This is a genomic window from Micromonospora sp. D93 (genome assembly GCF_018070365.1).
Lineage (GTDB): Bacteria > Actinomycetota > Actinomycetes > Mycobacteriales > Micromonosporaceae > Micromonospora > Micromonospora ureilytica.
Genome location: NZ_JAGPXW010000001.1, coordinates 168,626 through 192,971, shown reverse-complemented (window position 1 = coordinate 192,971; position 24,346 = coordinate 168,626). Strand labels below are relative to the sequence as shown.

29 protein-coding genes and 1 riboswitch are annotated in these 24,346 nt (G+C 72.4%); of the genes, 15 read left to right on the top strand and 14 right to left on the bottom strand.

Features of this window, described 5'->3' with window-relative positions; genetic code table 11:
* Positions 1-102: 102 nt before the first annotated feature.
* Together KBX71_RS00845 and KBX71_RS00840 are read right to left on the bottom strand one after the other, a co-directional pair.
* Complete coding sequence (locus tag KBX71_RS00845; protein ID WP_124816071.1) at positions 103-765, bottom strand: trimeric intracellular cation channel family protein; 663 nt, start codon at positions 763-765, stop codon at positions 103-105.
* Positions 766-805: 40 nt separating this feature from the next.
* Positions 806-1,024, bottom strand: a complete 219-nt coding sequence (locus tag KBX71_RS00840) for a DUF3039 domain-containing protein (RefSeq protein ID WP_088946800.1) — start codon at positions 1,022-1,024, stop codon at positions 806-808.
* Positions 1,025-1,112: 88 nt separating this feature from the next.
* Between KBX71_RS00840 and KBX71_RS00835 the strand changes: the two genes are divergently transcribed.
* The gene (locus KBX71_RS00835) at positions 1,113-2,048 is read left to right on the top strand and encodes a pseudouridine-5'-phosphate glycosidase (protein WP_210815970.1); all 936 of its coding nucleotides are present in this window, start codon (positions 1,113-1,115) and stop codon (positions 2,046-2,048) included.
* On the top strand, positions 2,045-2,944 hold the full coding sequence (locus tag KBX71_RS00830; RefSeq protein WP_210815968.1) for a carbohydrate kinase family protein: 900 nt from the start codon (positions 2,045-2,047) through the stop codon (positions 2,942-2,944). The genes KBX71_RS00835 and KBX71_RS00830 overlap by 4 nt, the downstream gene beginning before the upstream one ends.
* A 53-nt stretch (positions 2,945-2,997) precedes the next feature.
* Here the strand turns inward: KBX71_RS00830 and KBX71_RS00825 are convergent, their stop codons facing one another.
* Positions 2,998-3,357 carry a DUF3099 domain-containing protein gene (locus tag KBX71_RS00825; RefSeq protein WP_181518647.1) on the bottom strand — a complete coding sequence of 120 codons (360 nt, stop codon included), beginning with the start codon at positions 3,355-3,357 and terminating at the stop codon, positions 2,998-3,000.
* 104 nt (positions 3,358-3,461) lie between these two features.
* Here KBX71_RS00825 and KBX71_RS00820 point away from each other — a divergent pair, with 104 nt between their 5' ends.
* Positions 3,462-3,746 carry a hypothetical protein gene (locus KBX71_RS00820; RefSeq protein ID WP_030489374.1) on the top strand — a complete coding sequence of 95 codons (285 nt, stop codon included), beginning with the start codon at positions 3,462-3,464 and terminating at the stop codon, positions 3,744-3,746.
* 17 nt (positions 3,747-3,763) lie between these two features.
* Complete coding sequence (locus tag KBX71_RS00815; RefSeq protein ID WP_091400586.1) at positions 3,764-4,075, top strand: hypothetical protein; 312 nt, start codon at positions 3,764-3,766, stop codon at positions 4,073-4,075.
* Positions 4,076-4,103: 28 nt separating this feature from the next.
* Here the strand turns inward: KBX71_RS00815 and KBX71_RS00810 are convergent, their stop codons facing one another.
* Positions 4,104-4,685 carry an HhH-GPD-type base excision DNA repair protein gene (locus tag KBX71_RS00810; RefSeq protein WP_210815966.1) on the bottom strand — a complete coding sequence of 194 codons (582 nt, stop codon included), beginning with the start codon at positions 4,683-4,685 and terminating at the stop codon, positions 4,104-4,106.
* A gap of 103 nt (positions 4,686-4,788) precedes the next feature.
* Between KBX71_RS00810 and KBX71_RS00805 the strand changes: the two genes are divergently transcribed.
* A complete protein-coding gene (locus KBX71_RS00805) occupies positions 4,789-6,273 on the top strand; it encodes a methyltransferase (protein WP_205779903.1) in 1,485 nt (494 codons plus the stop codon).
* Entirely contained in the window at positions 6,273-6,695 is a 423-nt protein-coding gene (gene dtd, locus KBX71_RS00800; protein WP_210815964.1) for a D-aminoacyl-tRNA deacylase, read from the top strand. Before KBX71_RS00805 ends, dtd begins: the two co-directional genes overlap by 1 nt.
* Positions 6,696-6,830: 135 nt before the next feature.
* Here the strand turns inward: dtd and KBX71_RS00795 are convergent, their stop codons facing one another.
* Complete coding sequence (locus KBX71_RS00795) at positions 6,831-7,619, bottom strand: sporulation protein (RefSeq protein ID WP_210816243.1); 789 nt, start codon at positions 7,617-7,619, stop codon at positions 6,831-6,833.
* 231 nt (positions 7,620-7,850) lie between these two features.
* Here KBX71_RS00795 and sigB point away from each other — a divergent pair, with 231 nt between their 5' ends.
* The 4 genes from sigB to KBX71_RS00775 all read left to right on the top strand — a co-directional run bounded on the left by sigB (position 7,851) and on the right by KBX71_RS00775 (position 10,274).
* Positions 7,851-8,867, top strand: a complete 1,017-nt coding sequence (sigB, locus tag KBX71_RS00790; protein ID WP_374102563.1) for an RNA polymerase sigma factor SigB — start codon at positions 7,851-7,853, stop codon at positions 8,865-8,867.
* Between the two features lie 122 nt (positions 8,868-8,989).
* Positions 8,990-9,367 carry a helix-turn-helix transcriptional regulator gene (locus KBX71_RS00785; RefSeq protein ID WP_210816242.1) on the top strand — a complete coding sequence of 126 codons (378 nt, stop codon included), beginning with the start codon at positions 8,990-8,992 and terminating at the stop codon, positions 9,365-9,367.
* Positions 9,364-9,870: an SRPBCC family protein gene (locus tag KBX71_RS00780; RefSeq protein WP_210815957.1), complete on the top strand. Its 507-nt coding sequence runs from the start codon at positions 9,364-9,366 to the stop codon at positions 9,868-9,870. The genes KBX71_RS00785 and KBX71_RS00780 overlap by 4 nt, the downstream gene beginning before the upstream one ends.
* Positions 9,867-10,274 (top strand): VOC family protein, encoded by a 408-nt coding sequence (locus tag KBX71_RS00775; RefSeq protein WP_210815954.1) that lies wholly within the window; start codon positions 9,867-9,869, stop codon positions 10,272-10,274. Before KBX71_RS00780 ends, KBX71_RS00775 begins: the two co-directional genes overlap by 4 nt.
* Before the next feature lie 9 nt (positions 10,275-10,283).
* Here the strand turns inward: KBX71_RS00775 and KBX71_RS00770 are convergent, their stop codons facing one another.
* Genes KBX71_RS00770 through KBX71_RS00760 form a run of 3 tightly spaced genes read right to left on the bottom strand, consistent with a single transcriptional unit; the run spans position 10,284 to position 14,956 of the window.
* Entirely contained in the window at positions 10,284-12,839 is a 2,556-nt protein-coding gene (locus KBX71_RS00770; RefSeq protein ID WP_307846905.1) for a GNAT family N-acetyltransferase, read from the bottom strand.
* Positions 12,840-12,865: 26 nt separating this feature from the next.
* On the bottom strand, positions 12,866-14,047 hold the full coding sequence (locus KBX71_RS00765) for an acetoin utilization protein AcuC (RefSeq protein WP_210815952.1): 1,182 nt from the start codon (positions 14,045-14,047) through the stop codon (positions 12,866-12,868).
* A gap of 48 nt (positions 14,048-14,095) precedes the next feature.
* Positions 14,096-14,956 (bottom strand): sulfurtransferase, encoded by an 861-nt coding sequence (locus KBX71_RS00760; protein ID WP_210815950.1) that lies wholly within the window; start codon positions 14,954-14,956, stop codon positions 14,096-14,098.
* Positions 14,957-15,056: 100 nt separating this feature from the next.
* Here KBX71_RS00760 and KBX71_RS00755 point away from each other — a divergent pair, with 100 nt between their 5' ends.
* Positions 15,057-15,746 carry a metal-dependent transcriptional regulator gene (locus tag KBX71_RS00755; RefSeq protein WP_210815948.1) on the top strand — a complete coding sequence of 230 codons (690 nt, stop codon included), beginning with the start codon at positions 15,057-15,059 and terminating at the stop codon, positions 15,744-15,746.
* Between the two features lie 19 nt (positions 15,747-15,765).
* Here the strand turns inward: KBX71_RS00755 and KBX71_RS00750 are convergent, their stop codons facing one another.
* The 3 genes from KBX71_RS00750 to KBX71_RS00740 form a co-directional block, all read right to left on the bottom strand.
* Complete coding sequence (locus tag KBX71_RS00750; RefSeq protein ID WP_210815946.1) at positions 15,766-16,314, bottom strand: hypothetical protein; 549 nt, start codon at positions 16,312-16,314, stop codon at positions 15,766-15,768.
* A 98-nt stretch (positions 16,315-16,412) separates the two neighbouring features.
* A complete protein-coding gene (locus tag KBX71_RS00745) occupies positions 16,413-16,667 on the bottom strand; it encodes a DUF5522 domain-containing protein (protein ID WP_210815944.1) in 255 nt (84 codons plus the stop codon).
* 34 nt (positions 16,668-16,701) lie between these two features.
* Positions 16,702-17,691 carry an asparaginase gene (locus tag KBX71_RS00740; protein ID WP_210815943.1) on the bottom strand — a complete coding sequence of 330 codons (990 nt, stop codon included), beginning with the start codon at positions 17,689-17,691 and terminating at the stop codon, positions 16,702-16,704.
* A gap of 158 nt (positions 17,692-17,849) precedes the next feature.
* Here KBX71_RS00740 and KBX71_RS00735 point away from each other — a divergent pair, with 158 nt between their 5' ends.
* Positions 17,850-18,413 (top strand): dihydrofolate reductase family protein, encoded by a 564-nt coding sequence (locus tag KBX71_RS00735; RefSeq protein ID WP_210815942.1) that lies wholly within the window; start codon positions 17,850-17,852, stop codon positions 18,411-18,413.
* 54 nt (positions 18,414-18,467) lie between these two features.
* Positions 18,468-19,409: a MerR family transcriptional regulator gene (locus KBX71_RS00730; RefSeq protein ID WP_210815941.1), complete on the top strand. Its 942-nt coding sequence runs from the start codon at positions 18,468-18,470 to the stop codon at positions 19,407-19,409.
* 19 nt (positions 19,410-19,428) lie between these two features.
* Here KBX71_RS00730 and KBX71_RS00725 read toward each other — a convergent pair whose 3' ends face one another.
* The gene (locus KBX71_RS00725; protein ID WP_210815940.1) at positions 19,429-20,364 is read right to left on the bottom strand and encodes a DUF2332 domain-containing protein; all 936 of its coding nucleotides are present in this window, start codon (positions 20,362-20,364) and stop codon (positions 19,429-19,431) included.
* A gap of 145 nt (positions 20,365-20,509) precedes the next feature.
* On the opposite strand from KBX71_RS00725, the gene KBX71_RS00720 reads away from it, so the two are divergent.
* A complete protein-coding gene (locus KBX71_RS00720; RefSeq protein ID WP_307846904.1) occupies positions 20,510-21,622 on the top strand; it encodes an FAD-dependent monooxygenase in 1,113 nt (370 codons plus the stop codon).
* 23 nt (positions 21,623-21,645) lie between these two features.
* Here KBX71_RS00720 and KBX71_RS00715 read toward each other — a convergent pair whose 3' ends face one another.
* Both KBX71_RS00715 and KBX71_RS00710 read right to left on the bottom strand, forming a co-directional pair.
* Positions 21,646-22,617, bottom strand: a complete 972-nt coding sequence (locus tag KBX71_RS00715) for a CU044_5270 family protein (RefSeq protein WP_210815938.1) — start codon at positions 22,615-22,617, stop codon at positions 21,646-21,648.
* A 10-nt stretch (positions 22,618-22,627) separates the two neighbouring features.
* Positions 22,628-23,197 carry an RNA polymerase sigma factor gene (locus KBX71_RS00710; RefSeq protein WP_210815937.1) on the bottom strand — a complete coding sequence of 190 codons (570 nt, stop codon included), beginning with the start codon at positions 23,195-23,197 and terminating at the stop codon, positions 22,628-22,630.
* Positions 23,198-23,337: 140 nt separating this feature from the next.
* Positions 23,338-23,419, top strand: a riboswitch (ZMP/ZTP riboswitch).
* Between the two features lie 13 nt (positions 23,420-23,432).
* Here KBX71_RS00710 and KBX71_RS00705 point away from each other — a divergent pair.
* Positions 23,433-24,332 carry a bifunctional 5,10-methylenetetrahydrofolate dehydrogenase/5,10-methenyltetrahydrofolate cyclohydrolase gene (locus tag KBX71_RS00705; RefSeq protein ID WP_210815936.1) on the top strand — a complete coding sequence of 300 codons (900 nt, stop codon included), beginning with the start codon at positions 23,433-23,435 and terminating at the stop codon, positions 24,330-24,332.
* Positions 24,333-24,346: the final 14 nt, after the last annotated feature.

Below are 24,346 nucleotides of genomic sequence, written 5' to 3'. Positions count from 1 at the left end.
TGCCGCGAAGGCCGACTCAGCATAACCAGCACGGGCCGCCGGGCCCAGGCGACGCCACGCTGGTCACAATCCAGCACCCGGCCGAACGGCGGACCGGGCGTCTCACCACTCCCGGTCGGCGCGTGGATCCGCCCCGTCGGCACGCGGGGGACGCAGCGTGGCCACCGGTGCGGACCAGCGTCGACGCAGCGCGATCAGGCGCAGCCCGAAGACCAGGACGGCGGCGGCGGTGAGCGGTGCGGGCCCGGTCTGCCCGGTGACGTACAGCAGCGCCACCAGGACCGAGCCTGCCAGCGCGGCCAGCGCGTAGATCTCCCGGCGCAGCACGACCGGGATCTCGGCGGTGAGCAGGTCGCGGCCGAGCCCGCCGCCGATCGCGGTGAGCATGCCGATCAGGCAGGCGCCGACCGCCGGCACCCGGGCGTCGAGCGCCTTGAGCGTGCCGGTGACGGTGAACAGCGCCAGCCCGGCCGCGTCCAGCACCAGCACGGTCGTGCGCAGTCGGGCCAGTTGTGGGTGCAGCCAGAAGACGGCGAGCGCGGTGATCGCGGCGGTGGCCGCGTACCGCCAGTCGGCGAAGGCCAGCGGGGGCACCTCGTCGATGACCAGGTCCCGGAAGATCCCACCGCCGAGGGCGGCCACGAAGCCGACGAACGCGACGCCGAACAGGTCCAGCCGCTTGGCGACCGCCGCCGAGGCCCCGGACGCGGCGAACACCGCGACCCCGGTCAGGTCGGCGAGGAGCAGGGCGGTGGAGGTGGTCACCGCCGCAGGCTACGTCGCCGGCCGGAGCGCCGGCCGAGGATCACTCACGGTACGAGTCGTAGATCTCCTTGCACTTGGGGCAGACCGGCGATCCCGGCTTGGCCGCCTTGGTGACCGGGAAGGTCTCGCCGCAGAGAGCGACGACGTAGGTGCCCATGACGGCACTCTCGGCGATCTTCTCCTTGCGGACGTAGTGGAACATCTCGGGACCGGTGTCGGCGTCCTTCAGCTCCGGACGCTCGAGAACCTCTGTGCTCACGTCTGCACCTCCGACCGTCAAGTTTGGCAGGTCATCACGGCCGGGTCCACTTGAGGCCGGCCGAGGCCCCACCCCGTACGGTGCCCGTGTGACTGACTTTCGCATCAGCTACGGCACCGAGGTCGCCGCAGCCCTGCGCGACGGCCGGCCCGTCGTCGCCCTGGAGAGCACCATCGTCTCGCACGGTCTGCCCCGGCCGGAGAACCTGCGGGTGGCCAGGGAGATCGAGCGGGCGGTTCGGGACGCCGGGGCCGTTCCGGCGACGATCGGCATGATCGCCGGCGAGCTGGTGGTCGGCCTGGACGACGGGCAGCTGACCCGGCTGGCCACGGTCGACGGCGTGACCAAACTCTCCGTCCGTGACCTCGCGGTGGCTGCCGCGACCGGCGCGGACGGCGCGACCACGGTGGCCGCGACCAGCGCGGTGGCCACCGCCGCCGGTATCGGCGTGTTCGCCACCGGCGGGCTGGGCGGGGTGCACCGGGAGGCCGCGCACACGTTCGACGAGTCGGCGGACCTGGTCACCCTGGCCCAGACCCCGATCGCGGTGGTCTGCGCCGGGGTCAAGTCGATCCTCGACGTGGGCGCGACGCTGGAGCGCCTGGAGACCCTCGGGGTAGCGGTGGTCGGTTACCGCACCCGCCGGTTCCCCGGTTTCTACCTCACGGATGCCGGCTTCGACCTGGACTGGTCGGTGGACTCGCCGGAGCAGGTCGCCGCCGTGCTCGCCGCCCGGGACGAGCACGCCGTGCACACCGGCGGGCTGCTCATCGCCAACCCGCTGCCGGTCGACGAGCAGCTCGACCCTGGGCTGCACGACCGGACGCTCACCGAGGGCCTGGCCCTGCTGGAGCGGGACGGGATCACCGGAAAGGCCGTCACCCCGTACCTGCTCGCGCACTTCCACTCGGTGACCGAGGGCGCGAGCCTGGCGGTGAACGTGCGGATCATCCTGCGCAACGCCGACCTGGCCGCTCGGATCGCGGTCGCCTCGGTGGCCCGCGGCACCGCCGTCCCGGCATGACCCGACCGGCCCGGATGATCGTCGTCGGGGACGTGATCACCGATGTGGTCGCGGTGCTGTCCGGGCCGCTCGCGGCCGGATCGGACACCGGGGCCGCGATCAGTCTCGGCGGTGGCGGGCAGGCGGCCAACACCGCCGCCTGGGTAGCCGCGCAGCGGGTGGACGTCACGCTCGTCGGCGCCGTCGGTGACGACGACGCCGGGCGGGACCGGGTTGCCGAACTCGAGCGGGCGGGCGTGGACTGCGCGATCGAGCGGGTCGAGGGGGCGCCGACCGGCACGGTCATCGTTTTGGCCGCCGACGACGAGCGCACCATGGTCAGCCAGCGGGGCGCGAACCTGCGGCTGAGCGCCGCGCACGTCGAGCAGGCCCTCGCGGCGGCGCCCGACGCTGGGCATCTGCACCTGTCCGCGTACACCCTGCTGGACGCCGAGTCGCGCGGCGCGGGGTTGCGGGCGTTGGCCGCCGCCCGCGAGCGCGGGCTCACCATCAGCGTCGACGCGGCCTCCGCGGCGCCGCTGCGGCGGGTCGGCGCGGCGGCGTTCCTGAGTTGGGTACGCGACATCGACCTGCTACTGGTCAACGCGGACGAGGCCACGGTGTTGGCCGGCGGGCTGGATCCGGCAGCGCAGGGGCGGGCGCTGTCGGCGACGGCTCGGCGGGTCGTGGTGAAGCGCGGCGCCGCCGGCGCGGTCTGGGTCGATCGCACCACGCCGGTCTGCGTAGCTCCGGCGCGCCGGGTGGCGGTGGTGGACGTCACCGGCGCGGGTGACGCCTTCGCGGCCGGACTGCTCACCGCGTGGCTCGCCGGTGCCACCCCGACGGCGGCACTGAGCCGCGCCACCGACCTGGGCGCGCTGGCCGTCTCCACCGCCGGGGCTCGGCCACAGGCGTAGCGGCCGTCACACGGCCACAGCCCGGACTGATCGAGCCCTGGCCCGCTCGCGGGTCAGGGTTCGACGTCGATAACCTTGTGCGGGCGTTCCTCGGCGGTGAGGCTCATCGGCGGGGTGTCGTCCGTGTGCCGGCGGTGGAACCGGTTGGCCAGCCGGTGCTCTTCCTTCGGCGGCCGGTCGTTGGCCAGCAGCACGGCCAGCCAGGGGATGAGCACCATGCCGAGGGCGCACAACGGCAGCCAGAGCCATAGCAGTGGGGCGTTCGCACCGACCAGGATCGCGCCGACGATGATGCAGGCCACCCGGATGCCCATCATCAGGACATAGCGGCGCTGACGGCTGTTGAGCTGATCACCCTGGCTGCGCGAGGCGTCGGTGATCAGAATCGGCTGGTACGCCTGACGCTTCACCATGGACCTCCTCGAGGGGGTTACGCCTCATCCTGTCACCGCTGGCCCGTGATCAGCGAACTTCGACTCATCCCATTGCGTGTTACGCGCGTGGTACGCTCCCGGGCGTGGGCAGCAGGTTCAGCTTCACCGACGAGGCGTTGGCCAACCTGAGGGTCTACGACGTCACACCCGGGGAAGTCTGGGAGGCGCTGCACAGCGCCCGCCGGGTCATCCGTCATCTGGGTGACGACGTGATGGTGGTCTACGCCGCCGCCCGTCGGGGCCGCCGGCTGGCGGTGCTGCTCGCCGAGGCCGATGGCACCGACAACGACTGGGACATCCTCTCCGCCCGCGAGCTGAGCGACGTCGAGTCCAAGCGCTACGACGAGGCCGTGCGGAGATCTCGGTAGATGAGGAGGCCGTGACGATGCACCGTAACGACGCGACCAAGCAGTTCCACGACGGCGGTGAACGGATCGCCGAGCTGATCGACGAGAGCCCGGCGGCGGAGCTGCCCACCCCCGACAGCGACGTGCCGATGGTGAGCCGCTCGGTGCGACTGCCACTGGACACCTACGAGCGGGTCCGCGCCGCCGCCGACGCCCGGGGCATCGGGGTCACCACGCTGATGCGCCAGTGGATCGAGGCCGGCCTGGCCGACCTGGACGACTCGGCGACCGTCTCGCTGGCCGACGTCCGGCGCGCGCTGGCCTCGCTGGCGCACCCCACCGCAGCCTGAACAGACCGCCCCTCACCAGGCCGGTCGGTCAGCCGCCGGTGGTCTTCGCCTTGGCCGCCGCCTTCATCTGCTGCTTGAACTCCCGCACCCGACGCAGCGAGTCGGCGTCGGTGACGTCCGCCACCGACCGGTACGCGCCCGGGTCGCCGTAGTCTCCGGCTGCCTTCCGCCAGTCCTGCGGGGTCACCCCGAACCGCTTGCCGAGCAGCGCCACGAAGATCTGTGCCTTCTGCTTGCCGAAGCCGGGCAGCGCGGAGACCCGGCGCAGCAGCTCCGGCCCGTCGGCTACCTCGGCCCAGAGCAGCGCCGCGTCACCGTCGTAGCGCTCCACCAGCACCTGACACACCTCCTGCACCCGGGCCGCCATGGCCTTCGGAAACCGGTGCAGCGCGGGCGGCTGGGCGAAGATCGCGACCAGGGCCTCCGGGTCGTACCCGGCCAGCTCCGCCGCGTCCAGCTCATGGCCGAGCCGCTGCGCCAGCACGTACGGCGAGGAGAACGCCTTCTCCATCGGCACCTGCTGGTCAAGGACCATGCCGAGGAGCAGGGCCAGTGGGCTGCGCTCCAGCAGCCGGTTGGCCTCCGGGTCGATGGGCAGCACAAGCGTCATGCGGACATCCTGCCTGGCCCGCCGACCCGGGCGGACACCGACGCTCCGACACCAACCGGCGGGTGACGCTGACCCGGGGCGCAACGGGAGGCAGGATGTCGGGGTGGACGAACACGACATGCTGCTCTCCCCCGCCGGCGTCGACGCGCTGCGCAGCGCACTGACCCGGACCGGATTCACCAGCCACGGCATCGCCGAGCGGCTGGGCGCCCAGGCGACCGCCTCGGTCGCCCGCAACGACTACCGGGCCGCGCTGCGCGCCACCGAGGACGGCGATCCGCTCGGCACCCTGATCCGGGTGTTCATCTGCGACCAGACCGAGCCGGAGGCCGCGGTCGCCGCCGCGCTGGCGCCGCTGAGCCTGGAGGAGGCCCTCGCGGGCGGGCTGGTCGAGCGGTACGGCGACGGCCTGCGCGCCGGTGTCGACCTGGAGCCGTACGGCGAGGACTGGTGGGTGCTCGCCGACGTGCCGGCCAGCGCCCGCCCGGGTCGCCCGTTGCACGCCGAACACGTCCTCGGCATCGGTGGGGCGACCCACACCCTGATCGGCGCGACCATGCGCCGGCCGGTCGACACCGCACTGGACCTGGGCACCGGCTCCGGCGTCCAGGCCCTGCACCTGTCCACTCACGCCAGGTCGGTCACCGCGACCGACCTCTCCGAGCGGGCGCTGCGTTTCGCCGCGACCACCGCAGCCCTCAACGGTCAGGACTGGGAGCTGCTCCGAGGCGACCTGGTCGCCCCGGTGGCCGGGCGGCGGTTCGACCTGGTGGTGAGCAACCCGCCGTTCGTGGTCGGTCCGGGCACGACCACGCACGTCTACCGCGACTCGGGCCGGGTCGGTGACGCGATCGGCGCCGAGCTGGCCGCCGCCGCCCCGGGCCTGCTCACCGAGGGCGGCACCATGCAGTACCTGGCGAACTGGGTGCACGTCGCCGGCGAGGAGTGGGACGAGCGGGTGGCTGGCTGGTTCGCCGGGACCGGCCTGGACGCCTGGGTGATCCAGCGCGAGGTGGCCGACCCGATGGCGTACGTCGACCTGTGGCTCACCGACGTCGGCGAGACCGCCGACCCACAGCGGATGGCCGCCTGGCTGGACTGGTTCGACGCGCACAAGGTGGAGGGCATCGGCTTCGGCATCGTGTCACTGCGCCGGGGCGGACACGCCGACCCGGTGGTCCGGGTGGAGGACCTGCGCCAGCGGGTGCAGCCGCCGCTGGGCGACCAGGTCGCCGCCTGGTTCGACCGCCAGGACTTTCTCCGGGTACGCGACACCGAGGCGTTGCTCGCCGAGCGCTACCGGGCAGCCGAGGGCCTGCAGCTGCGGCAGGAGGCCACCATGGGCGACGAGGGCTGGGGGGTGGACCGGCAGGTCCTCGCGATGCCGCACGGCCTGCGCTGGACCGAGGAGATCGACCCGCTGGTGCTGGCGCTGGTCGGTGGCGCCGACGGCCGGCTACCGCTGCGCGACCAGCTCGCCCTGCTCGCCGCCGCGCACGACGTCGAGCCCGACGAGATGGCCGAGGCCGCCGGCCCGATCGTGGCGCACCTGGTGGAACGCGGGTTCATCGAGCCGGTGAGCGCCTGATGCGGGCGGTGGTGCAGACCGTCGGGCGGGCCAGCGTGACGGTGGACGGCGAGGTGGTCGGCGCCATCGAGAACGGCCTGCTGGTGCTGCTCGGGGTCACCCACACCGACACCGCGCTGACCGCCCAGACGATGGCCCGCAAGGTGCACGAGGTGCGCATCCTGGACGGCGAACGGTCCGCCGCCGACACCGGCGCGCCGATCCTGGTGGTCAGCCAGTTCACCCTCTACGGCGATGTCCGCAAGGGCCGCCGACCGAGCTGGACCGCAGCCGCCCCCGCCGAGGTCGCCGAACCCTTGGTGACAGCGGTGGTAGACGCCCTGCGCGAACGAGGCGCCAAGGTAGAGACCGGCCGCTTCCAGACCCACATGCTGGTAGAAAGCCTCAACATAGGCCCCCAAACCCTCCTCCTAGACCTCTAACCCCACCCCCACCCCACCCCTCCCCACCCGGTTGATCATGAGGTTGACGGGCCTTCCGAAGATCGAATCGCCGGTCAACCTCATGATCAACGGGGGACGGGGGTGGGTGGCGGCGGGCGGGTGGGGGTAGTTGGGTTAGGAGAAGAGGCCTCGGCGGGTTAGGGACTGGCGGAGCCAGTTGTCGAGTTCGGCGGTCCAGTCGGTGCGGTCGGCGGTGGCGTGGTCGACAGTGAACCGGCCGAAGGCGTCCCGGCCCTCGGTGAAGACGCCGCCGCGCTTGTCGACCTCCAGCACCACCTGCATCTGCCGGGCGTCGGCGATGAAGGTGACCTCCAACTGGTTGATCGAGCGGGCGTACTGCGGCGCCGGACTGAACTCGATCTCCTGGTAGAACGGCAACGTCTGGTGTACGCCGTAGATGTGACCACGCTCCACGTCGGCGCGTGCGAACCGGAAGCCCAGACGCAGCAACGCGTCCAGTAGTCGCTCCTGGGCCGGCAGCGGGTGCACCGACACGGCGTCCAGGTCACCCTTGTCGACCGCGCGAGCGACCTCCAGCTCGGTACGCAGGCCCATGGTCATCCCGTGCAGGTGCTGCCCGTACAACTCGGTGACAGGTGTCTCCCACGGCACGTCGAAGCGGAACGGGAGGTCGTAGCGCTGCCCCGGCTCCAGCCGGAACGCGCCGGTGACCTGCTGACGGCGGAACTCCTGAGTGGTGTCGTAGTCGTTGTCGCCGCTCTCGACCTCGACCCGGGTGACCAGGCCGAGGGTGACGTGGTCGATGTCGACCTGATGGTCGCCGCCCAGCACCTGGATGCGGCCCTCCAGCTGACCGCCCGGGCGGCAGTTCGGGTTGGCCAGCACCGTCTCCACCGACGGGCCGCCGACGCCCATCGCCTTCATGAGCCGCTTGAAGACCACACCGTCCTCCATCTGTCGTCTCGGCCGACCAGAGGTGGTCGGCCGTCCGCAACGTAGCCGGGGCGGGCAACCACACACTTCGACGACACACCGCACCAGCGATCCGACCCAGTTCCTGTCGGGTGCCCGATCGCCTCACTCCCGTTTTACGCCCCGCCCGCCAAGCTGTTGTCACACCGGCACCACTGGGCCGGGAACACGGCACAGACGTGGAAACGGGGAGAGACAGAGATGGTCCTGCAGATGACGGAACACCGGACGCGCCCGGCCACCACGACCGACACGGACGGGGCCTCCGAGGTCCTCGTCGACCTGGACGCCACCGACGAGCGCGGCATCTCCACCGACCTGGTCCGGGCCTACCTCAACGGGATCGGCCGGACGAAGCTGCTGACCGCCGCGCAGGAGGTCGACCTGGCACGGCGCATCGAGGCCGGCCTGTTCGCCGCCGAGAAGCTGGCCACCTGCACCCCGGTCTCCGCGGAGCTGCGAGCCGACCTGGAGCTGATCGTCACGGAGGGTCGGGCGGCCAAGGACCACCTGTTGGAGGCGAACCTGCGGCTGGTGGTCAGCATCGCCAAGCGCTACACGGGCCGGGGCATGGCGTTTCTCGACCTGATCCAGGAGGGCAACCTCGGTCTGATCCGGGCGGTGGAGAAGTTCGACTACGCCAAGGGCTACAAGTTCTCCACGTACGCCACCTGGTGGATCCGGCAGGCCATCACCCGCGCCATGGCCGACCAGGCCCGCACCATCCGCATCCCCGTGCACATGGTCGAGCAGGTCAACCGGATGGTCCGGGCCCGCCGCGAGCTGGCGGTGACGCTGGGCCGCGAAGCGACTGTCGCCGAGGTCGCCCGCGCACTGGAGATCCCCGAGATCCAGGTCATCGAGCTGATCTCCTACGACCGGGAGCCGGTCAGCCTGGACCAGACAGTTGGCGACGACGGTGAGAGCGCGCTCGGCGACTTCGTGGCCTCGGTGGACCCCCGCACCGAGCCGGGCGACACCGCTGCCCAGGGCGAGCTGCGCAACGAGGTCAGCATCGTGCTGTCCACCCTGTCGCAGCGGGAGCAGGCCGTGATCCGACTCCGGTTCGGCCTGGACGACGGCCGCCAGCGCACCCTGGACGAGGTCGGCCGGGAGTTCGGCCTGTCCCGGGAGCGGATCCGGCAGATCGAGAAGGTGACGCTGCTGAAGCTGCGGGCCCCGGAGCGGGCGCAGCGCCTGGAGGCGTACGCCTGCTGACGGAGCCTATTTCCGTGGAAGGCCCTGGCGGTTCGCCGGGGCCTTCCGTGCTGTGCGGTGCTTGACGAGGGCGCCCATCCGCGATACAACCAACTGGTTATAGAACCAGGAGGTTATAGGTGGTGGACACGGAGCTGTTGGATGCGACCTTCGCGGCCCTGGCCGACCCGACTCGGCGGGCCATCCTCGCCCGACTCGCGGCTGGGGAGGCGACCGTGACGGAGCTGGCAGAACCATTCGAGATGAGCCAGCCGGCCATCTCCAAGCACCTCAGGGTGCTGGAACGCGCTGGTCTCGTCAGCCGGGGGCGGGACGCCCAGCGCCGTCCGTGCCGATTGGAGGCCCGCCCACTGCGTGATGCGACGGCCTGGCTGGCCAACTACCGCGACTACTGGGCGGAGAGCTACCAACGCCTCGACGTACTGCTCGACGAACTCCAGTCCGTCGACAGCAACGGCACCGAGCGTCGGCCCGCCAGACCGAACGGAACGGGCGGTTGACCGACGTCGATGATCCGCTCGTCGTCCACACCCCGGGCAACCGGGAGATCGTGTTGAGTCGGCTGTTCGAGGCACCGGCACCGCTGGTGTTCGCCGCCTTCACCCAACCCGAACTGCTGGTCCGGTGGTACGGCGCGCGCGGCTGGCGACTGACGGAGTGCGACGTCGACCTGCGGACCGGCGGGCGGTGGCGGTTCGTGTCGCAGGGCCCGGAGGGCGCGCAGATGGTCCAGGCTGGGGTCTACCGGCAGGTCGAGCCACCGCACCGGCTGGTCTACACCGAACTCTTCGACGACCAGTCCTACCCGGGCGAGACGCTGGTCAGCCACGAGTTCACCGAACTGGCCGGTCGGACCACGGTCACCACCACGCTGCTCTACGCCACCGCAGAGGGGCGGGACACCGTGCTGCGCTATCCGATGGCGCGGGGCGTCGGGCAGAGCTTCACCCGACTGGCCGACCTGCTGCACTCAACAACGACGACAGAGGAAGAGCACCCATGAACTGGACACTCGAAGTGGTGATCGTTCCGGTCTCCGATGTGGACCGGGCGAAGAAGTTCTACGCCGACCAGCTCGGCTTCACCGTTGACCACGACACGGTGATCAACGACGAGGCGCGCATCGTCCAGCTGACCCCGCCCGGCTCCGGCTGCTCGATCGTGATCGGTAAGGGCGTCGTTCCGGAGATGCCACCCGGCTCACTCAAGGGCCTGCAACTGGTGGTGCCCGACCTGAAGCGGGCCCACGAGGAGCTGGTGGGGCGGGGTGTGGAGGTCAGCGAGATCCAGGTGGTGGGTCAGAACCCCCGACCGGTGCCGGATCCACTGGACAATGTCGGCTTCGTCTTCTTCGCCGACCCGGACGGCAACACCTGGGGCGTCCAGCAGATCTCCAGCCGCGCCTGACCGGCACGCTCACAGGCGGCGGGGGCCGGTGTCCGGGCGGGCGACCACGCCACCCACCCCCACCTGGGCGTGCAGGACCGAGATGCCGTCCGGGCGGACGAGCACCGGGTTGAGGGTCAGCGACCGCACCCGGGGCTGTTCGTCGGCGAGCTGACCCACCCGCAGCAGCAGATCGGCCAGGGCCGCCCGGTCGACCGGCGCGGCCCCCCGGTGCCCGCGCAGCAGCGGCGCCGCCCGGGGCTCGTCGACCAACTCGGCCGCGTCCCGGTCGGTCAGCGGCACCGCCCGCCAGGCCCGATCGCCGAGCAACTCGGTGGCGACCCCGCCGAGGCCGAAGCCGACCACCGGCCCGAACGCGGGATCTTCCACCACCTCCACCACGCACGCCACCCCGGGCGGGACCATCGGCTGGACCAGCGCGTCCACGCCGAAGGTCGCCGCCAGGTCGGCGTACGCGCGGCGGAGGGTCGGCTCGTCGGGCAGGTCGAGCCGGACCGCTCCGAGGTCGAGTCGGTGCCGCAGCCCGGGGGCGGCCGCCTTGAGCGCCACCGGGAAGCCCAGCCGCGCCGCAGCGCCGACCGCCGCGTCGGCCGAGTCGACGGGCACCGAAGGCACCACGTCGATGCCGTACGCGGCCAGCAGCGCGCCCGGGTCGGTGGCGTCGGTGCGGAGCGCGGCCTGCGCGGCAGCTCGATCGAGGCCGGGCAACTCCGGTGCCACCCCGGGCGGGCGGCGTAGCCACTCGGCGTACCGGTGCGCGCGGGCGAGCGCACGGACCGCCTCCTCCACGCCGCCGTACGCCGGCACCCCCGGCGGCAGCCGCCCGACCAGGAACGTCGCCACTGTCGGCTTGCCCAGCGCGAGTGCGGCCGGCAGCGCGGCGGTCACGTCGGCGTCCACCTCGGTCAGCTGGCCGGGTAGCGGTGGGGCGAAGACCACCACCAGGGCGTCCACCCGTTCGTCGGCGGCTGTCTCGGCGAGAGCGGCGGCGAACTCGGCGGCACCGGCGCTCGGCCCGACGTCGCGGGGGTAACCGTCGGCAATGGTGAGGCCGTGCCCGACGCAGGCGGTCGCGGCGAGCCCGGTGAGGGCCGAGGAGTTGCCCACCACACCGACCCGGCCGCCGACCGGCAGCGGCTGGTTGGCCAGCAGCACACCCACGTCGAGCAGTTCCGGCACGGTGTCCACCCGAATCACGCCGGACTGGGCGAAGAGCGCCGCCACCGCCACCTCGTCCGGCCCGGCCGCGTCACCGACCCCGGGCGGGCGGGCCGGCGAGGCGAGCGCGACGACCGGTTTGGCGCGGCCGATCCGCCGGGCCAGCCGGGCGAACTTGCGCGGGTTTCCGAAGGTCTCCAGGTAAAGCATGATCACGTCGGTGCCGGGGTCGTCCTGCCAGTACTGCAGAAGGTCGTTGCCGGAGACGTCGGCCCGGTTGCCGGCCGAGACGAAACTGGACAGCCCGAGGCCCCGCCGGTCCGCCTCGGCGAGCAGAGCAACCCCGAACGCGCCGGACTGGCTGAAGATGCCGACCCGACCGGCCGGCGGCAGCGCCGGGGCGAGGGTGGCGTTGAGGCGTACCGTCGGGTCGGTGTTGGCCACGCCCAGGCAGTTCGGGCCGACAACCCGCATTCCGGCCGCGTGCGCCGCGCGGACCAGCGCCCGCTGCGTGGCCGCGCCCTGGCCGCCGGCCTCGGCGAAGCCGGCCGAGATCACCACCAGGCCGTGCACCCCTGCGGCGGCGGCGTCGGCGACCACCGCGGTCGCCGCCTCCGGCGGGACGGCCACCACCGCCAGGTCAACAGGCGTTCCGGCGTCCACCGCCGACGGGTACGCGGGGAGGCCCGCCACTGTCGACGCGCTCGGATGCACAGGCACCACCGCACCTGTGAACCCGCCGTCGCGCAGGTGCCCGAGCACCGCCGCACCGACGCCCTGGCCGGTGGCGCTGGCGCCGTAGACGACGATGCCGCGCGGGGCGAGCAGCCGGGCGATCGAACGGGCCTCGGTGCGGTGCTCCCGGCCGCGCTGCACCTCCAGGCTGGCCTCGGTGGGCGCGATGGGGAAGCTCAGGTGGACCACGCCGTCGGCGTACTCCCGCTGAACCTGGTAGCCGAAGTCGGCGAAGACCCGCAGCATCGTCCCGTTGGCCGGCAGCACCTCCGCGACGAAGCTCATGATGTCGTTGCGTCGGGCCGCGTCGGCCAGATGCTCCATCAGCACCGAGCCGATGCCCCGACCCTGGAAGGCGTCCTCCACCACGAAGGCCACCTCCGCCTCGGGGGCCTGTGGGCCGAGCCGCTCGTACCGGCCGACCGCGACGATCTGGTCGGCGGCCAGCACCACGAACGCCTCCCGGTCGTGGTGGTCCACGGTGACGAAACGGATCAGATCCCGTTCCGGGATGCGCGGGTACGGCGAGAAGTACCGCAGGTAGCGGGTGCGCTCGGAGAAGCGGCTGTGCATCGCCACGACGCCCGGCGCGTCGGCCGGATCGATCGGTCGCAACTGCACCGTGCTGCCGTCGCTCAGCAGCACGTCGACCGGCTGGTCCACGGTCGTCACCGGAACGGACCCTCCCCCGGCCCGGCTCAGTCCCGCGGATCGTGCGGGTCGAGCCCGAGCAGCGGGAAGACCGTCTTGCGGGTGGCCGCGATCGCCCGGTCCACAGCGTTCGGCTCGCCGGTCGGCTGCCACGGCTCGTACGACGGGTCGGCGTCGTCGGTCATCCGCAGCGGCACCTCCCGGCCCAGACGGCGGGAGGCGACCAGGTCCCGCCAACCGGGTGGGGTGAGCGTGGCCGGGTCGATCGGGTCACCGGTGGCCACGGCCAGCAGGTGACTCCAGGCCCGGGGCACCACCTCGACGAGCGCGTACCCGCCGCCGCCGGTGGCCACCCATCGGCCGTCGCACAACTCGTCGGCGAGCGCCCGCATCGCCAGGTAGGTGGCCCGTTGCCCGTCCACCGTCAGGTTCAGATCGGCGAGAGGATCCAGTCGGTGCCCGTCGGCGCCGCACTGGCTGACCAGCACCTGCGGCCGGAACGCGCGCAGCACCGACGGCACTACCGCGTGGAACGCCCGCTGCCAACCGCTGTCGTCGACACCCGGCGGCAACGGCATGTTGACAGAGGTGCCCTGCGCGCCCGGCCCACCCGTCTCGTCCGGGAAACCCGTGCCCGGGAAGAGCGCCAGCGGGGTCTCGTGCACGCTGACCGTGAGCACCCGGGGGTCGTCCCAGAAGATCTGCTGCACCCCGTCGCCGTGGTGCACGTCGACGTCCACGTACGCGACGCGCTCGGCGCCCAGGTCGAGCAGGCGGGCGATGGCCACCGCGGGGTCGTTGTAGACGCAGAAACCGGAGGCTCGGGCGGACATCGCGTGGTGCAGCCCGCCGGCCACGTTCACCGCCCGGCGGGCGTCGCCGCGCCAGACCGCCTCGGCGGCGGCCACCGTCGCGCCGGCGATGAGCGCGCTGGACTCGTGCATCCCCTCGAAGACCGGGTTGTCGGAGGTGCCCAGCCCGTACCCGGCGAAGAGCGGGTCGCGCGGCGCGTTGCGCACCGCGGCGAGGTAGGCCGGCTCGTGCACCCGGGTGAGCAGGGCGTCGTCGGCCGGCTCCGGCTTGACCACCCGCACCCCTGGCCGATCCAGGATGCCCAGCTCGCGGGCGAGTGCGATGGTCAGCTCCACCCGGACCGGGTCGAGTGGATGGTCACCCATGTCGTAGGCGAGCAGCGACTCGTCCCACACCACCACCGTGTCGTCGGACATGAGCCCATCGTCGCACGAGGAGCGGCACCAACCCACCGCACGCGCTGGTCAGCGCCCGGGTGTCGACCCGGAGGCGACCGGCCGGGCCGGGTCCGCCACCCAGTTGCTCCACGATCCAACGTAGAGCGCGGCGTCCGTGCGGCCGGCCAGGTGCAGCGCGAGCACCGCCTGCGCGGCGGTCACTCCCGAGCCGCAGTACGCCCCGACCGCCCGCGCCCCGGTCACCCCGGCGGCGGCGAACCGCTCGCTCAACACCTCGGCGGCCAGGAAGCGGCCGTCCGGTCCGACGTACTCCCCGGCGGGCAGGTTCGCCGCTCCCGGCACGTGCCCGGCAACCGGGTCGATCGGCTCGACCTCACCCCGGTAGCGAGGCGCCGCCCGTACGTCGAGCAGCACGGCGTCGTCCGCGGCGGCCAGTGCGGCGGCCTGCCCCGCGTCGAGCACCGGGAGATCACCGGGGCGTACCACGACGTCGCCGGGGGGCGGGGCGGGCGCGTCGGTGGAGACGGGCCGGCCGGCGGCGACCCAGGCCGGGTAGCCGCCGTGCAACAGGCGCACCGTGCGGTGCCCCGCCCAGCGCAACGTCCACCAGGCCCGCGCGGCGGCCAGGCCGTCGCCGCCGTCGTACACCACCACTGGGTGACCGGCGCGGACGCCGGCGGCCCGCAGCGCGGCCTGCAACGCGGCCGGGTCGGGCAGGGGGTGTCGACCGTCTGCGCCCGGCACCCCACACAGCGCGGTGTCCAGGTCGACGAAGACCGCCCCGGGCAGGTGGCCGGCGAGGTAGTCGTCGCGGCCCGGCGGGCCGACGAGCCGCCAGCGGACATCGAGCAGGGTGGGCGGATCGACCTGGTCGAGTTCGGCGACCAGCCGACTGACCTCGACCAACGGCTCCTGGGTACCGGACATGGCGACCATCCAACACCATTCGCGTAGACGGCACGCGGTTCGGCGGCGGTCGGCAGCCGTTCACCGAGGTAACATCGTGCACCGGAGGGCCGCTGAAGTTATGAAGTCTCACGACCTGGTCGACACGACCGAAATGTACCTGCGCACCATCCTTGAGTTGGAAGAGGAGGGGGTGCCACCGCTGCGTGCCCGCATCGCCGAAAGGCTGCACCAGAGTGGCCCCACCGTGAGCCAGACCGTCGCCCGGATGGAGCGCGACGGCCTGCTCACCGTCGAGGGAGATCGACACCTGACGCTCACCGCCCAGGGTCGCGGCAGCGCCGTGTCGGTGATGCGCAAACACCGCCTCGCCGAGCTGCTGCTGGTCAACGTCATCGGGATGCCCTACGAGGAGGCCCATGAGGAGGCCTGCCGTTGGGAGCACGTGATGAGCGACGCCGTGGAGAAGCGGGTGTACGACCTGCTCAACCGGCCGACCCGTTCCCCGTACGGCAACCCGATTCCCGGGCTTCAGGAGCTGGGTTCGCCAGCGGCGGAGACCACCGAGGCCGCCGAGGTCGAGCGCAACCTGGCCTTCCCCGGCCTCTCCGGGACGGTCGTGGTGCGTCGGATCTGCGAGAGCGTGCAGAAGGACGCCGACGTGCTACGCCAGCTACACGCCGCCGGTGTCGACCCGGGCGCCACTGTGACAGTGGCCCAGGAGCGCGACGGGGTGTCTATCGACCGCTCCGGTGACCGTGTGCGACTGCCCCGCGAGGTCGCCTCCCGGGTCTTCGTCGCCGCCAACTGACCAATCGGGCACCCGGGCGTCACAACGCCCGGGTGTCCACCTTTTTCGCCAGCGCGGTCAGGTCGCCGGTCAGCTTCTCCACCACCGAGCGCTCGCTGCCACTGGCTGCGGTCCAGCTCACAGTGGCCAGCCGCCCGTCGCCGGCCAGCCAACCCACCTCGGCGACCGGCCCGTGCCCGCTCGCCGCAGCGGTGGTCCGCTTGTACGCCTGCTGACCCAGCCCGGTGACCTTCGCCGCCTTGTCCGGCACCACGTCCGCGCCGAAGGTGGCCTTGTCGATAGTGGTCTCGGTCACGCTGAGCGTCAACTCCGGCAGCGTCGCACCTGCGGCCCGGACCACACAGGTGTGGGTGTCGCCCTGTTCGCTGGACGCCGCCACGTCGAAGCGTGCCTTCACCACCTGCTCGATCACCGTGAAGTCCAGCAGACGGCAGGCGCCGCCCGAGGAGGCCGCCGCCACGTCCACCTCGATCGGCACAGGTGGCGGCGCCGCCACCGGTTCCGCCTCGTCGGCGCAGCCACTCACCAGCAGCCCGGCCAGCCCGGCGACCACGATCCGCCCGCGCACATTCCACCCTCTCGCCGACCGACGGCGGAAGGCGCCCGCCGGATGTCCGTCGGCCACCGTACGGGGTGTGGGTGTCGCGCGAAAGCCCCCACTGACGCCTAATCCGACGGTGGATCGTCCACGTACGGGCAGTGCCGGCAGCCGCGCCCGCAGCAGGTGCCACGGCGGGCCAGGAAACCGGCGCTGAGCACGAACAGCCCGCTCGCCGGGTCGAGGTAGCCGGCCTCACCGGCGGCCAACGCGGCGGTGTGCGCGGCGAGGATCCCGGCCCGGTCGGGGTGATCGAACGGCAGCCGGGACGGGTGCGGCTCGGTGAGCGGCCGGTCGGCCAGGGGTCGTCGCTCTCCGGTCACCGCAGCAGTCTAGGGACGGACACCGCCGCCCTGCTCATCCGTGCCGGGCCAGCGCGGCTGCCAGCTCGTCTCGGCCGGCGCCGGCCGCCAGCAGCAGGCGCAACAGCACCCGGGCCTTGTACGGGTCGAGCAATCCCCCGTTGAGCAGGCCGCGTCGTTGCAGGTCGGTTTCCGAGCCAACCGCCCCGTACGTGTGCCGCAGCACCGACCCGGCCCCGGAGCGGGAGGTGAGCACGACCGGCATCCGCTCGGCCAGGCCCCCGAGCACCGGGGCGAGCGCGGCGGGCACGTGCCCAACGCCGAAGCCGGCCACCACCAGGGCCTGGTGGGTGTCGTGCAGGTCGTTCAGCAGCAGCCCATCATCGTCCATCGTGACCACGTACAGGGCCACCCGGGTCGTGTCGAGCCGGTCCGGGTCGACGGGCGGCAGCGGCTCGTGCCGCACCGGCCGGGTCAACAACCGCACGTTCCCCTCGATCACCTGCCCGAGCGGGCCTGCGTTGGGCGAGGCGAAGGTGCTGGTGCTGGTGCTGTGCGTCTTGCGCAGCCAGCGGGCGGCATGCACCTCGTCGTTGACCGCGACCAGCACGCCCAGGTCACGGGCGTCCGGGGCGGCGGCCACCCGCAGGGCCGCGAGCAGGTTGGCCGGCCCGTCCGCACCGGCCAGCGTGGGGTTGCGCATCGCGCCCGTGAAGACCAGCGGGGCCGCGTGCGGCCAGACCAGGTCGGCCAGGAACGCCGTCTCCTCCAGGGTGTCGGTGCCCTGGGTGACCACGACACCTGTCGCCCCGCCGGACACCGCCCGGGACGCCTCGTCGACCACTGCGAGTAGCTGCCGACCGGTGAGGTGGGCGCTGGGCACCGCGTGCGTGTCCCGCACGTCCACGGGTACGCCCCACTCGGCCAGGCCGGGCACGGCGGCGGTGAGGTCCGCGCCGGTGAGCCGGGTGACCACACCGGGACGGCCGGCGTCGACACCGCCCATCGCGATGGTGCCGCCGAGGGTGATCAGGGCGATGGACACGGGATTCGAGCCTCCGTTCGGCCGCTCGGGTGGGGCGGCTCCGGGACCGTACCGCCGCTCGAGCCACGACGACACGCCGCCCGCGTCGTCGGTGGTTTCGTCGTACGGTCCGACGACGATCGGGGTCGACACCTGTCGACGCGTACGGAGGGGACATGATGCGGAAGATCGTTGTGCAGATGAGCCTGTCGTTGGACGGGTTCTTCGAGGGCCCGGGTGGGGACATCGGCTGGCACCAGGTCGACGAGGAGTTGCACCAGCACTTCAACGACGTGATCGCCCCGATGGGCGGGTTCCTCAGCGGCCGGGTCAGCCACGAGCTGATGGCCGCCTACTGGCCGACCGCCGATCAGGACCCGACCGCCAGCGGCCCGGAACGCGAGTTCGCCCGGATCTGGCGGGACATGCCGAAGATCGTCTACTCGCGAACCCTCGACCACGCCGACTGGAACGCGACAGTGGTGCGCGAGGTCGACGTCGATCAGGTCCGCAAGCTCACCGCCGAGCCGGGCGGCGACCTGGCGCTCGGCGGGGCCGACCTGGCCGCGACGTTCGCCCGGCACGATCTGATCGACGAGTACCGGATCTACGTCCACCCGGTGCTGGTCGGTCGGGGCCGTCGACTCTTCCCCGACGCCGAGACTCCGACCGGTCTGCGGCTGGTGGAGAGCCGGGTCTTCGGCAACGGCGTGGTCCTGCTCCGGCACGAGCGGGTCCGCTGACCGATGAGCGCGGCGGCTTGAGTCTCCACCGAGGGGAGACGCGAGGGTGGGGGCATGAGCGGGGAGACACGGCACACGATCGGCGAGCTGGCCCGACGGACCGGCCTGAGCGTCAAGACCATCCGGTACTACGCCGACAGCGGGGTCGTGCCGCCGACCGATCGGAGCCCGGCCGGTTACCGGCGGTACGGCCCGGCGGCCGTGGCCCGGTTGGAGCTGGTCCGGACGCTGCGTGACCTGGGCGTGGACCTGGCCGCCATCCGGCGGGTGGTGGACCACGAGGTGCCCCTGCACGAGGTGGCCGCCGCGCACGCCGAGGCGTTGGCGGTGCAGATCCGGGTGCTGCGGCTGCGCCATGCGGTGCTCACCGTCGCGGCGAGGCGCGAGTCGGGCCCGGCCGAGGTGGACGAGCTGCACCGGTTGGCCCAACTCACCACACGCGAGCGGGGGCAACTGGTGGCCGACTTCCTGGCCAGCGTCTTCGCCGGCCTCAGCGACCAGCCCGCGTACCCGGGTGTGATCGTCTCGATGACACCGGAGCTTCCCGACGACCCCAGCACCGAGCAGGTCGAAGCGTGGCTGGAGCTGGCCGAGTTGTGCCGGGACCGGGAGTTCCGGGCACGGATGCGGCGGCTGGTACGGCAGCACGCCGCCGACCATGACGTCCCGGGGCTGCCCAGCCCGGACGCCGTCGCTGTGGTCCGGGACGCGGTGGCCACCGTCCTCGCGGCCGGTCTCGACCCGACCGGCCCGGACGCCGATCCGGTGGTCGCGGCCGTCACCAGCCGGTACGCGGGTCTCCACGGGCACCCGGACGACGCGAACCTGCGTCTGCGGTTGCTCGACCGGCTGGTTCCGGCCAATGATCCCCGCCGGGACCGCTACCTCGACCTGTTGGCGGTGCTCAACGGTTGGTCGACCGGCGACGCGACAGTGCCGGCGGTGGACTGGTTCATCCGGGCCCTGCGTGCCCGGATGACCGAGCCGGCCCGTTGAGCTGGGTGGCTGGGCGGCTTCAGCCGAACCAGGTCATCGCCTGGCCGTGGCCTCTGGCCCAGGCCAGCGGCTTCCCGTCGAGCGCGAGAACGTTGTGCAGCGCATCGTCGGGCGGCTCGGGCAACCCGTCGTACCCGAGCACCTCCGGCCCCTCGTTCGCGATCCAGTGCCCCGGCAGCTCGCGGACCAACCGGACGAACGCGTCCCGGCGCGGGGGCGGCACCTGGTAGAGCACAGACGTGTGGAAGACCACGAGCGTCGCGTCGGTCGGCGCCTGCGCGGCCAGCGCCGGCAGGTCGTCCACCAGGTCGCCACGGACCAGCAACGGCGGGTCGGCCTCGGCGACCGCCGCCGCGGCCCGCAGCCGGGCCCGCCGGTGGGCGTGTTCCGGCCAGATCAGCGCGTCCAACCAGGACACGTCGCCGCGGTCGGTCACGTCGAGCGGGTTGAGGTCCAGGCCGGCCCGCCACACCACCTGGGGTACGCCTGCCGGCGGCACCAGGCCGTTGGCCGCGCACTCCAGGATCGGCGCGCCGGAGCCGACCTGATGATCGCCGTATCGGTAGGCGTACCGGTCGGGGTAGAGGCAGAGCCCGGCCGACGCGCCGACCTCCAGCAGAGCGAGGGGCTGTGGCAACGCGGCGAGCACCGGCAGCAGGACCGCGCACCGGCCCGCCTCGTTCGTCTGGGTGGCCCGGATGAGCAGTTCCGTCTCGACGGCCGGCCAGTGCGTCACCACGAAGTCGTGGAAGGCGACCGGGTCGTCGACCGGGCCACCGAGCCAGCGGACGACGCCGAACAGCAGATTCGGCTGCCGCTTGGCCGGCGGGAGCCCGTCGATCAGGGCGAGGAGGTCGTCGTCGCGGGCGACGGCCTGCGCCAGCCGCTCGTACGTGGGCGACACTCCGCGCGCCTCGCGGCTGCCGAACTCGGCGTACGCCTCAGCGGTCGTCATGCCCTCATCGTCGCAGCCCATTCCTCGGAAATTCAGCCCCCATTCCCGTGCGCTGACTCACTCGCCTCGTAGAGTGCTGCGGCGGCCGGGACCGTTGAGCAGCAGCTCAGCGGGGTCGGGCAGGGGCAACGGGGAGGAACGTGTCGTGCGGGGTGACGGTGTCCGGGTACTGATCGTCGGCGGTGGTGTCGCCGGACTGGCGACGGTCGCCGCGCTACGCGAGTGGGGCGCGACGATCGACGTGGTCGAGCGGGCGCTCGGGCCGACCGACTCCGGCACCGGGATCTACCTCACCGGCAACGCGACCCGGATGCTCGACGTACTCGGTCTGCGGGAGCCGGTCGCCGACGTCGCCGTGGAGATCACCCGGCAGCGTAGCGCCAACCAGCGCGGGCGTCGCCTCTTCGACATCGACGTGGCCGCGCTGTGGCAGGGCGTCGGGCCGTGCGTGTCGTTGCCCCGGGCGCAGCTGCACCGGGCGCTGCTCGACGGCGTGGGCGACGCCCCGATCAGCTGGGGCCGTCAGCCGGTCGCGCTCCTGCAAGAGGGCGATCAGGTCGCCGTCGAGTTCGACGACAACAGCACCCAACGGTACGACCTGGTGCTCGGCGCGGACGGGGTGAACTCGACTGTCCGCCGGCTCGCCTTCGACGGCCAGGCCGCCCGGGACCTCGGCCAGTACGCGTACCGGTGGGTCGCTCCCCGCATCGACGACGAGCCCGTCTGGTCGGTGCAGTTGGGGCGTGGAAGGCAGTTCCTGACGATCCCGATCAGCGCCGAGCAGACGTACTGCTACTACAACGACGGCCCGGTGGCCGACCGGCCCGACTGGCGCGACGACCTGGGTGCGACGTTCACCGAGCCGGTGGCCACCATGCTCAAGGCCCTCGACTACGACGACAGCACCCTGCACGCCGGGCCGAACCAGGAGGTCGTGCTCGACTCCTGGTCCCGGGGGCCGGTGCTGCTGATCGGCGACGCCGCCCACGCCACCTCACCGAATATGGCCCAGGGCGCGGCGATGGCCCTGGAGGACGCCGTCGTGCTCGCGTCGTCGTTGGCCACCGCCGACTCCGTCGCCGACGCGCTGCGTGACTATGAGGCGCGGCGTCGACCGCGTACGAACTGGGTGCTCAGTCAGACCCACCGCCGCGACAAGGCCACCGGACTCCCGCCCGCGCTGCGCGACCTGGTCATGCGCCGCCTCGGCGAGCAGTTGTTCCGCTCGAACTACGGGCCCCTGTTCGCCCAGCCCTGACCGGTCTGCCGTGGCCAGCCCGCTCACGGCAGCTGGCCCGGCCGGTCGACGATTGCGACCCGCAGGAGCGCGGCAGCCGACCCCAGCGACTCCTTGCCGTTGCGTATCACCGAATTACGGGTGCCAAGGTAGACGTGGGAGTCCCGATCGAAGATGAGATCCAGGTTGCCGCCGATCACGCCGGGCATACGAATCGCCACCCCGTGCCGCCCGGCGACGTCCACCACGTCACCCGATATGACGAGCGCTCCGGGCTGCCGTGCCAGCACTTCGAACAGCGCCGCCAGCGCTCGGGGCGGCACGTAGCCGTCGAGCATCGACCACGCTGTGGTGTACGCCATGCTCTCGCCCCCGTACACGGCCTCCTCGTCAGCACCTTCGGGAAGATGCAGGTCGACCGGGTTCTTCCGAAGGTACCGAAACAGCTCGTCCGGGTCGGTGGGCAGATCGCCCTGGTACGCGGGCGGCTGGAATGCGTCGATTTCCCTGTCGGGATCGGCGGGATCACCCATGCGGAGCACCTTCAACTCGCTCCACCCGTTCGGGTCGCTCTCCGGTCGGTAACGTCCCTGCGTGTACGCGACTCCGCCGGCCGACTGCCACAGTTGGTTCCGGATGGTCTGGTACGGGCCGCTGGCCGGCATCTCCCGGATCGTCGCCAGGGTTTCCGTGAAGACGTACTGCTCGGGTCGGGCGGTGAGTTCCGGCTGCTGCCGGGCGGCGTCGGCGGCCAGATGGAAAATCTCCGACGCACTGGCCGTCGGCGGCGGCTGATTGCCCAACCTCATCGTCTGAACCGCCAACGCGCCGGCGGTCAGCGTGACTGCCAACCCGAACGCTCCGGCGAGGCGCCACCCGCCGAGGAACCGGGTACGGCGGCCGGAGGGACGGGCCGCCGACGCCATCTCGGCCCGTTGGGCGACGTGGGCGGTCAGATCCCTGAGGAGTTGCTCCTCGAAGCCCTGCGGCGACCGTTCGATCTCTTTCATCGTCATCTCCGTCTCATCAGGCGAGGGTGGTGGCGGGGCGGGCGAGCACGGCGCGGACGACGCGGCGGGCACGATGCAGGCGGACCCGAGCGGCGACCTGCGACACCCCCAGCACGGTCGCGGCCTCCGCGACAGTGAGGCCGTCCACGGCGACGAGTTCGACAAGCGCCCGGGTGCCCTCGGGTAACTCGCTCAATGCCCGATGGGTGCGGCGGGCCGCCGACTCGGCGTCGATCCGCTCCTCGATGCGAGCGATGTCATCGGGGCCCAGGTCCCGCCGTCCGGCCAGTCGGCCGGTCACCCGCAACCGTTGGGCCGCCCGACGCCGCTCGTCGCCGATGACGTTGCGGGCCACCCCGTACAGCCAGCCGATCTGGCTACCCCGGTCCGGCCGGTAGCCGGCCGCGGACTCGATCACCGCCAGGAACACGTCGGCGGTGAGGTCGGCGGCGAGGTGTGGATCGTCGACCCGCCGTGCCACGAACCGGCCCACCGCCTCCAGGTGCCGCCGGTAGAAGACCTCGAAGGCCACCGAATCGGCCCCGATGCCGGAAATGTCGTCGTCGGCTCGGCTTGGCTCACTCACAGGCCGTCCTCCCTCGTAGCCTTCACACCCCTTCTTCGTAAGCCGGAGCGCGGGTGTTACCGAACCATGGCGAGACTGCCCGGCGCTGACGGCGGCCCTGCTGGTCCAGTTGGGCAACCGCCCTGGTGATGCGGCATTATCGAAGCACCGGCGACTGGCGGCACGGGGATGGTTCAACCATCGGGGAGCCTGTCGCGGGCGTCGACCGCCTGGGCGCCTGCGTCGAGGAACCGTCATGACCACGATCAGCACATCCGTAGAGCAGCACACCCCGTCCGGCACGGCCCGGCTCCTGCCGGGCGCACCCGTCGCCGAGGCCGTCCTGGCCGAGACCGCCGCCGCGGCAGCCCGCCTCCGCAGCCGCGGGATCACCCCGAGCCTCGCCACCATCCTCGTCGGCGACGACGACGCCAGCGCCGGTTACATCGCCATCAAGCAGCGTCAGGCCGCGGCGCTCGGGTTCGCCTCCCCGCACGTGCATCTGCCTGCCACCGCCACCCAGGCCGAGCTGCACCAGGCCATTGCCCGGTTCAACAACGATCCGGCCGTGCACGGACTGCTCGTGCAGTACCCCGTACCGGGGCATCTGGACTACGACGCGGCACTGCAGACCATCGACCCGGACAAGGACGTCGACGGCATGCATCCGCTGAACATGGGCCGTCTCGCCGTGGGTCTGCCCGGCCCGCTGCCGTGCACCCCCGCCGGCATCGAAGCCCTCCTGGCGTACTACGAGATCCCCGTCGCCGGTCGAGAGGTCGTCATCCTCGGCCGCGGTGCCACCCTTGGCCGCCCCCTGGCGATGCTGCTCGCCCAGAAGCGCCCGACCGCCAACGCGGCCGTCACCGTCGTCCACACAGGTGTGCCCGACTGGGCCCGCTACACCCGCCGCGCCGACATCCTCGTGGCCGCCGCCGGCGTACCCGGGATCGTGCAGCCTGAGCACGTCAAGCCCGGCGGCGTCGTCATCGGCGCCGGCGTCCGCTACGACGGGCGGCGTCTCCTACCGGATGTGGACGAGGCGTGCGCCGAGGTCGCCGGCGCGATCACGCCTCGGGTCGGCGGGGTCGGTCCGACCACCGTCGCGATGCTGTTCCGCAACGCCGTACGCGCCGCCGAACGCGCAAGCCAGTAGCCCAGTTCCGCCGC